Source organism: Rhodococcus sp. P4_E4, from assembly GCF_056401575.1.
The window spans coordinates 1-8,660 of sequence record NZ_JBFUJB010000047.1 but is presented as its reverse complement, the minus strand read 5'-3'; the positions used below and the strand labels follow the sequence as shown (position 1 = coordinate 8,660).

Annotated in this window: 7 protein-coding genes and 1 pseudogene; 2 read left to right on the top strand and 6 right to left on the bottom strand. The window is 56.7% G+C overall.

Going from position 1 to position 8,660, the window contains the following annotated elements; genetic code table 11:
• Together AC1DVN_RS30655 and AC1DVN_RS30650 are read right to left on the bottom strand one after the other, a co-directional pair.
• A partial coding sequence (locus AC1DVN_RS30655; protein WP_477994806.1) for an SDR family NAD(P)-dependent oxidoreductase occupies positions 1-358 on the bottom strand: 358 nt, incomplete at its 3' end.
• Positions 359-702: 344 nt separating this feature from the next.
• The gene (locus AC1DVN_RS30650) at positions 703-1,452 is read right to left on the bottom strand and encodes an SDR family NAD(P)-dependent oxidoreductase (protein WP_446837017.1); all 750 of its coding nucleotides are present in this window, start codon (positions 1,450-1,452) and stop codon (positions 703-705) included.
• Between the two features lie 180 nt (positions 1,453-1,632).
• On the opposite strand from AC1DVN_RS30650, the gene AC1DVN_RS30645 reads away from it, so the two are divergent.
• On the top strand, positions 1,633-2,250 hold the full coding sequence (locus AC1DVN_RS30645) for a TetR/AcrR family transcriptional regulator (protein ID WP_446837016.1): 618 nt from the start codon (positions 1,633-1,635) through the stop codon (positions 2,248-2,250).
• A gap of 205 nt (positions 2,251-2,455) precedes the next feature.
• Here the strand turns inward: AC1DVN_RS30645 and AC1DVN_RS30640 are convergent, their stop codons facing one another.
• The 4 genes from AC1DVN_RS30640 to AC1DVN_RS30625 form a co-directional block, all read right to left on the bottom strand.
• The gene (locus AC1DVN_RS30640) at positions 2,456-3,703 is read right to left on the bottom strand and encodes an MFS transporter (RefSeq protein WP_477846586.1); all 1,248 of its coding nucleotides are present in this window, start codon (positions 3,701-3,703) and stop codon (positions 2,456-2,458) included.
• A 78-nt stretch (positions 3,704-3,781) separates the two neighbouring features.
• Positions 3,782-5,014 carry an MFS transporter gene (locus AC1DVN_RS30635; RefSeq protein ID WP_477846585.1) on the bottom strand — a complete coding sequence of 411 codons (1,233 nt, stop codon included), beginning with the start codon at positions 5,012-5,014 and terminating at the stop codon, positions 3,782-3,784.
• Between the two features lie 721 nt (positions 5,015-5,735).
• A complete protein-coding gene (locus AC1DVN_RS30630) occupies positions 5,736-6,473 on the bottom strand; it encodes an SDR family oxidoreductase (protein ID WP_477846584.1) in 738 nt (245 codons plus the stop codon).
• Positions 6,474-6,581: 108 nt separating this feature from the next.
• Positions 6,582-8,042, bottom strand: a complete 1,461-nt coding sequence (locus AC1DVN_RS30625) for an aldehyde dehydrogenase family protein (RefSeq protein WP_477846583.1) — start codon at positions 8,040-8,042, stop codon at positions 6,582-6,584.
• 378 nt (positions 8,043-8,420) lie between these two features.
• On the opposite strand from AC1DVN_RS30625, the pseudogene AC1DVN_RS30620 reads away from it, so the two are divergent.
• Positions 8,421-8,660: pseudogene (locus AC1DVN_RS30620) on the top strand (lipase family protein); the annotation flags it as partial.

The following is an 8,660-nucleotide window of genomic DNA, read 5'->3' as shown; positions in this document are numbered from 1 at the left end:
CGAAGGTCCCTCGGACGTTGGTCCGATGCATCCGATCGAAATCGTCGAAGTTCAGTTCTGCGACGGTGGAGAGAATCATGATTCCGGCTGCATGGACGACGACGTCGATGCCCCCGAACTCCTCCTCGACCGTATCGAACAGGGCCGCGACTTCACCTTCGTCGGCGACGTCGGCATGCACCGCGATGGCCCGACCGCCCGCTGCGACGATGGTGTCAACTGTTTCCTGGGCGCGTTGAAGGTTTCCTGAATAGTGCACGGCGACAGCCATTCCGTCGGCGGCGAGCTTCTCGGCAGTCGCTCGCCCGATGCCGCCGGAAGCTCCGGTGACAATGGCGACCCGAGTGGTGTCGGTCATGATGTAACTCCTGAACTGTGGATGAGTGTATTGGAGAGTTGGTGGAGCCCTTCGCACATCAACGCACCCCGGTTCCAAGCAGAACTGGACTCCCCGAAGCACCTTCGGCCTGTGCACCCGCTCCCCCACTGGGCAGACCTTGAGGCGATCAAGAGAGGAGTCCACGGGCGACCTGCTCACAATCTCCCATGCGTTCCAAGTGTGAAGTTATGTCTCCGACGCCGACCAGCGCACGCAATTCTGTCGGATGTCGTCTAGTCGATAGTTGTTCGAATCCAATATCACTGGCCATTCACGTGGATTCCATAGCACATTTATGACCGAAGAAAGGGACCGCCTCGCAATCAGTGAAGGCCACCTCCGACTACAAGCGTCTCACCTGTTATCCACGATGATTCCTCCGACATGAGGAAACATGCGGCACCGGCAATATCGCTTGGATCACCTATTCGTCGCAACGGCGTGAGAGCCTCGATCTGTTGCTTGAACTCAGGCGAAGAGAACTCACTGCGTTGCATTCCCGGAGTTTCTGTCAGACCGGGGTTGACCGAGTTGACGCGTATTCCTCTCGGTCCCAACTCATTCGCAAGCGTCCGGGTGATTGCGTCGACCGCACCTTTGCTGGCATTGTAGACGACCGATCCTGCCGGGGTGAACGAAGATACACTTGAGCCGATATTGACGATACTTCCCCCCTCCAGAGGGAAAAGTCCGACTGCCTCTCTGATCGCAAAAGCCAAACCGAAGACATTTACCGAGAAGTGCCAGAGAAAGTCTGCCTCAGAGATATCTGCAAGGTCTCCAGTCCGGAACACCCCCGCCGAATTAACTAGACAATCGATAGAGGGCGAGTATTGACGAACCTCTTCGAAGAACTCGCGCACCCCCAACTCCGAAGAGAAGTCGCCGCGGAACGCGACAGCTTTTCGGCCCGTCTGCGAAATTTGCGCCACAGTGTCGTCCGCAGCCTCACGGTCGGAGCCGTAAGCCAGCACTATATCAGCACCACTTTCCGCGGCTCTGACGGCAATCGCCCGACCGATTCCCTTTGTTCCACCAGTCACAAGCACCGTTTTTGCAGTCAGCACGCCCACGAAATTCTCCGTACTTCACTCGGTTGTCGCCATACCGGCACATCATTGTGTACGATACGGCTAGTATACATCAGCGTTTGACTGCATGATCAGGCAATCACACCCGGCAAAGCCGTTCTGAGATGAGTAGGACGAACCCGAAACCCACCGCCAGCGGTCGTTCGGGACAAAGGAGGAGAAATGGGGCATCAGACCCCCGCCGAAGTAGAGGCCGGACTGCTCAGGCCGCCGAGTGGGGCACGCAGTGACGCAGCCCATGAGAAAGCGTTGCGATCGGCCGTCTGCCTTTTGAAAATCGGCGGAATGAAAGCTGCCACCATTGATGCAATCTCCGAACAATCTGGCGTCAGCAAGGTAACACTCTACCGCCACTGGCCATCCCGGCAAGCCATCGCCGCAGAAGCTTTCGGTGTGCTCATGGCGCGCCATTTGACATTTCCGGAGACCGACAGCGCGCAGGCCGACCTCAACGACTACCTCGACGACATCGGAAAATTCTACAGAGGGCCACTGGGATCGATCTTCGTCGAACTTGTCGGCGCGTGCGCCAACGATGCGACAACTGCGGCATATTTCCGCACATTCTTCCTCGATGAACGTCGCCGCGGCTTCGCCGACCTGATTCAGCGATGCGTGGAGTCCGAATACTTCCGCGATGATATCGACACAGAGCAGGCAATAGACCTGTTCTTCGGCCCACTTGTTTACCGCATGCTGGTCGGACATGCAAGTATCGACGATCGTGCCCTTCATTCAATAATCGACCACGCCATTCGAGGACTCCGCAAGCCTGTTTGAAAACTCATGCTCTGACGTTCCGTCTACTCATTTTCCGATGGCCTTAGAATTTGCCCTGCTGGCTAAAGGGAAACGGATCGATGCGCGCTCTCGCTGGTAAAATATTCGCGACAGATCCGGAATTTTCTCACTGACATGAGCGACTGACTTCTCGTTACACCCATCAGTGAAGCTACACCGCCGAGAATATAAGAATCCGACCAGATCATGCTCCCTCGTCGCCCGTCGGCAAACGTAAAATCTGTGGATTTGGCGTTCGCGCCGAACCCAAGCCGCTCAACAGGGTCACCAAGGCCAGGAATACCAGCGCGATCTCGCCGAGCAACCACGACCCAGTGAGGGTTTTCAGGGTACCCACTGACAGTGGGAAAAACCCTGCAATCACGTAACCGATCGTTTGGGCTCTGCCAGATAACATTGCCGCGGATTGCGAAGTATCGGCCTTCGCCGCAAACAATGTGAACCCGAGCGAAAACGCGCCCGTGACGCCGATCGCCAGTACGACGGCGCCACCGAGGGCAATGCTGCCATTCCCGAAAAGTATCACGAGCGCACCTGAGAGCTGGATACCCGCGAGAAGGAATACCGTCCTCGCAATCCCAAGGGTTCGAAGTGCGAGGGTCGGCGTGACGAAGCAGGTAACTATTCCCGCGAAGCTGAACATACCGACTCCAACGGTCGCCCCAGACAACGAGACAGATTTCTCCAGCAAGATAGGAAGAAGCCACGACGATGCGAGATAAAAGAAAGACGCCTGTGTTCCGAAAAAAACTCCGAGCATCACTACCAAGCGAGCATTTGACCCGCTATCAACCCTGAGATTCTGATCAGGGGCAACTTGATACCCTGTCGTCACCGCCAACGGGATCCACAAACACGCCGCGAAGATCGCCAGGAAGCCCATCGAAGCCAGGGCAAAGCGCCACCCCAGATCGAGGCTGTCGGAAATGGGGAGAGCGAGCACGACACCGATTCCACCTCCTGCAGACATCAACGCTGTGTACAGACCAGTGATGAATCCGATTCTCCCCGGATAGTAACGTCGCGCAGCAACCGGAAGAACCACATTCGCAACGCACAAACCCCCGGCCAGAACGGTGGTACCGACAAGAAGCGCAACAGGACCAGAAAAGCATCGGATTATGCTGCCCAGCAAAATGATAGACATTGCACCACACATTGAGAAGTCAGGCGACGCGCGCCGGGTCAATCTCGGTATCAGCATCGACAGTGTCGCAAAGACCCATAGCGGAGCCGAGGTGAGCAGACCCAGTGCAGACGACGAGAGTTCGTCACGATCGAGGATCCCTGGCGTGAGCGGTCCAACCACGGTCAAGGCCGGACGTAAAACCAGAGCTGTGAATATGATGGCTATTAGGGCCAGAAACAACCGACCTGACGATCTGGCGTCACCTGCGCCTTGGTCGGGAATATCGCTTTCATTGAGATTCATGAGATAAACCACGCAGACGAAGTAAGAGCCGAAGCACGTCGAGACACCGAGCGGCGGTGCCCGACGTGCTTCTCTGGGCTAGATCGTTGACACTCGGCGGCCAGGCCTGAACGCGGACGTATGCGCTACAGCACCAACGAGAAGAACGAGGACAATGAGAACCAGGACAAGCGGTGGAAGGGAATGCGGTCCGAAGTTTTCCAGGAGGACTCCGCCAGCTATTCCGGCGAAGAAGATGGCGAGGTTCCATCCTGTGACCAGGATTGCCTGCGCGACGTCACCATCCGCACCGGCCGCATCGGCATTTGCTGTCTGCAGCAAAGTGGGCGCCCCGCCGAAGGAGAGTCCCCACGCTACGATTGCAACGACGAGCGCGACTACTGAGCTAGAACCCAGCGTGAGGACCACGGATCCCACACCGAAGAGCGCCAAACTACCCAGGACCATAACCCTGAGGGCTCGATCGACGAACATACCGGTCAACCAAATCCCAACAATCGCGGACAGCCCGAAGATGAGCAAGACAACATCAGTACGTAAACCGGTACCTGTCGATTCCACAAAAGGTGCGATGTATGTGTATAGGAGATTGTGGGCTAACATCCACCCGACGGTGACCACGATGATTGGCATGACTCCACGGATCCCCAGCACGCGACGAACACTCGATTGCGAATCCGACTCAGCCCCAGCGACATTGGGAACCGACGCAACGATCCACCCCAGGAGCACCAACGTCAGTACTGACATTGCGCCGAAGGTCCAGCGCCAACCCACGATCGAACCCAAGAATGTCGCTACGGGCGTTCCGAATGATAGCGCCACGGGCGTTCCGATCAACGCGACTGCCAGGGCACGACCACTCAGAGCAGGAGGGACGATACCTCGGGCGTATCCGGCGAGCATTCCCCAGACAACGCCTGAGCAGATGCCCGCAAAGAAGCGGGCCACGAGGGCGCTTTCGTAATTCCATGCCAGCGCAGTGAACGTGTTCGCCGCCAGAAACACCGAAAGCGTGATTAGAAGCAAAGGCCGCCGCGCCACACGCCGTGTCCACATCATGGCGGGAATCGTGGCCAAAACCGGACCGATCGCATACATGGAGACCAGTTGACCGGCCGCACCCGAGGTGATGTTGAAATCCTGGGAAACCAACGGCAATAGGCCTGCGGGGAGAGTTTCGGTCATCATGACTACAAAGCCGGTCAGGGCCAATGCCAGCAGTGCTGACCAGGGTAAGTTCAGAGGGCCTCGTGTAACACTTTCCTCGGAGCTTTCTCTTTCGGAGACAACAAGTGATTCGTTACTCATAGATTTCAGCATTCTTTGTTGATTCTTCTACCTAGACCGGCTGCGCCAAGGCATATCGATTCGCGAAATGTCTGTTTTGCAACGAATTTCAGGCTGCCCACTTCCGCCGACAGCAACCCACCACAAGGGGGTGGCACCGCGGCAGCACCAATTGGGCTCGGAACAGTCCCTTACTCTTGCGGTGCAGTCGCGACTGACGCCGTTCACAACGAGCCCTGAAGTAGCCCTGACGTTGAGGGTCACGGTGCCGATGGCCCCAATGCGCCTTCCGGGTGAAGAAGTACGAAGTTTCGATGCGAACAATCACTCGCAAACCGACAAACTTAGTATACGATACGTTTCGTACAGTTTCAACTGCCGAATTGCATCCGTCTGAATCTGAACGGGAATTAGACCCTTCTCATTCAGGGCAACCACGCCTACTTCGTTGGGGCACATCCGATAGAGCGTGACAAGTGAGTCGGGTAGTCCGGATCTTCTGTCACTGCGAAGGGTGGACAGTGCACCTTCGCACTACCCGCTAACCCAACCCGACGACAACGAACTGTAGAGACCTGACGCAATAGAAGAAAGTCCCCAACGGTGAGGATGAGGACTTTCTTCCAATCAAAAATTCAGTCGGCTAAGCAGCCTATTCAACACCAAAGCCGTTTCGGTGCGGACGATCCGGTTACTCTTGGAAACGCTGGGTTAACCTATATAACAGCGACCCCCACCGTGCCTAACTGAGCATCTTCAGAACATTGAGGTACTCGCCGTTGACCTCGGCGTAGCGAAGAGGCTTGGCTGCCTCGACCACGATTTCCGTCGCTTCGCCATTCGCCTTCAACAACGCGATGGTCTCTGAGACGTAATCATCGAGCGGCAGAGCGGATTCCGAGTTCTCCTGACCCATCAGCGTGGTGCGAACTCCCGGCGGAATGAGCTCAATGCACTGAATCGAGGTATCAGCCAGCTGTACGCGCATGCTTTCGGTGAAGAGATGGACAGCCGCCTTCGTTGCATTGTACGTCGGCGTGATGGGCAGCGGGACAAAGCCCACTGCCGATGAGACCGTGACGATAGTGGCAGAGGGCTTCGCCAGGAGGTGGGGGATGAACTGGCCGGCGAGGCGAATGGTTCCGAGAAGGTTCGTGGTCACTGTGCGCTCGGCGATCTCGAGAAAGTCGGGGCTCTTCAGATCTTCGGGGTACATGATTCCCGACATCGTCACAAGGACATTCAGATCAGGAAAATCGTGCGTAAGGGATTCGTATGCCTCGCGAATGGAGTTCGAACTGTCCACGTCGATGACGACAGTACTGATTCCGGGATGGGTCTCCGCGATCTCCTGCAGCAACGCAGTTCGACGGCCTCCGACGATGACCTTGTTTCCCTCATTCTGCAGTGCGACTGCAAGTTCGAGGCCGATGCCGGACGTTCCGCCCGCGATGAAGATGGTGTTTCCTGAAATGTTCAACTTCTGATTCCTTGCTTTCGATGGGCTGTCATTCTCGCTGGCGCGGTTTGGTAGGAGTTGTTCCGCACCATGACGATTGGGCATTTGCACTGACCGTCGTTCACACACCTACGCCTTCACAGGTGTAGATGTAGCAACGGTGATCGATTTGAGTTGGGTGTAGTCGTTGAGTGTCTCCAAGCAGAACTCACGTCCGAGACCGCTTTCCTTGAACCCCCCGAATGGCACTCCACCCGAAAGATTGAAGTATTGGTTGATCCACACGCTGCCTGCCTCGAGGCGATCCGCAGTCTCTATCGCGTTCTTCAAGTTCGATGTGTAGATGCCCGCAGCAAGTCCGTATGGCGTGTCGTTGGCATCGGTGATGACGTTTTCGTAGACGCTCCACTTGATGACGCACAGAACGGGGCCGAAGATCTCTTCCTGCGCAATTCGCATGGAATTCTCTGCTTCGAGGATTGTCGGTTCGATGAAGTTTCCACTCGGGTAACCGGGTACAACTGCCCGTTTGCCGCCTGTGAGGAGGCGGGCCCCCTCGCCGACGCCCGCAGAGACCTTGGCGATCACGCGGTCTGCGTGCTCTTTGTGAATCATTCCGCTCAGATCTGTTTCCTCACTCAACGGCGGTCCCACTCGCAGGCTTTCAAAGCTTTCGACGAGCTTGCGGACAAACACGTCATAGATGTCTTCGTGAATGAACAGACGCGTCCCGGCCAAACAGGATTGGCCATTGCACATCAGAACACCGGATGTTGCGTCCGCAACCACTGCATCAACGTCGTCGATATCGGGGAACACTATGCTCGGACTCTTGCCACCGAGTTCGAGGGTGGTCGGAATAAGCCGTGAGGCTGCTGCATCAGCAACCAGTCGGCCGACTTCCGTACTCCCCGTGAAGGCCAGCTTGCTGACACCCGGGTGCGCGAGCAGTGCCGCGCCTGCTTCTTCGCCAATTCCCGGCACGATGTTGAGAACGCCTTTCGGGAAAACATCGGCAGCGATTCGTGCCAACTCCATTATCGACACACACGCGTTCTCGTCTGGTTTGAGGACAACCGTGTTTCCCGCTGCCAGGGCTGGCGCTATCTTGAAGGCTGCCATCACGATGGGATCGTTCCAGGGGATGATCTGACCGCACACCCCCAACGGAACTCGTTTCGCAACCAAATACCCAGATGCGAGTTCGCGACCGAATCCATTGTGGGCCAAAGATACTGATGCAAAGTAGCGAAGGTGCGACACCGCTGCGCGATAGTCCTCGCGCATCTCGCGGATGTGCCGGCCCGTGTCTCTGCTTTCGAGCTGCGCCAGATCCTCGGCATGTTCCTCGACGCGCGCGGCAAGTTCGAGAATGTACCCGGACCGCTGTTCGGCGGTCAGGGAGGCCCACGCAGGAAAAGCTTGTTCGGCAGCGTGGACAGCCAGGTCGATTTCGCCTTTTCCGCACCGGGAAATCCTGGCGAGCAGGTCGCCGGAAGCCGCGTCCAACGCATCGAAAGTTGATGCACCTATTGGGCGAAACACTCCCCCGATGAATGCGCCATACTCGCGAGTCTCGTGATTCTGCACGGGCACCTCCTTGTTCGGTTAACTACCCTCCACTGAACTGTACTGTACGTTTCGTATTGCTGGCAAGACCTCACGCCCGCCGGCGTTCGCAAAGGAAACTTCCCGCAAACCGACCGCGCACCCCATCTTTGACATCCCGGCCCGATTTGCGGAGAGAATGGAGACTGAATTGCATTTTCTTACAACATATTTAAGCTTTTTGGGATCGATCGGCGCCCCTCGTTACCCCGGGCCGACACGCACCAGTCAGATCCATCAATGCGGCAGCAACCTCGCTTATTACCGGACAGTAAGATAGCTTGTGGGTGCAGACACGCCGAGTTACCGATTTCGACGAGGCGTACCAATCCGGTGGTAAGTACAAACAAGGGGTTGAGCATGTCGCCAAAAATCGCCCTACGCTCGGCGGTGGCGCTGACAGCCATTGCACTCACAGGCATCACAGCACCTACTGTCGCCGCGCAACCGTCGGCGGATTCCTTCTATCAGTACGACGGTTCGGCACCGCTGTCGTCGTATCAGCCTGGGGCCGTTCTCAAAACGAGGACCTTGCCCTATCACGTCGTCAACATTCCGACCCCGTTGCAAGCCGTGCAGGTGTTGTACCGGTCGAGTCGA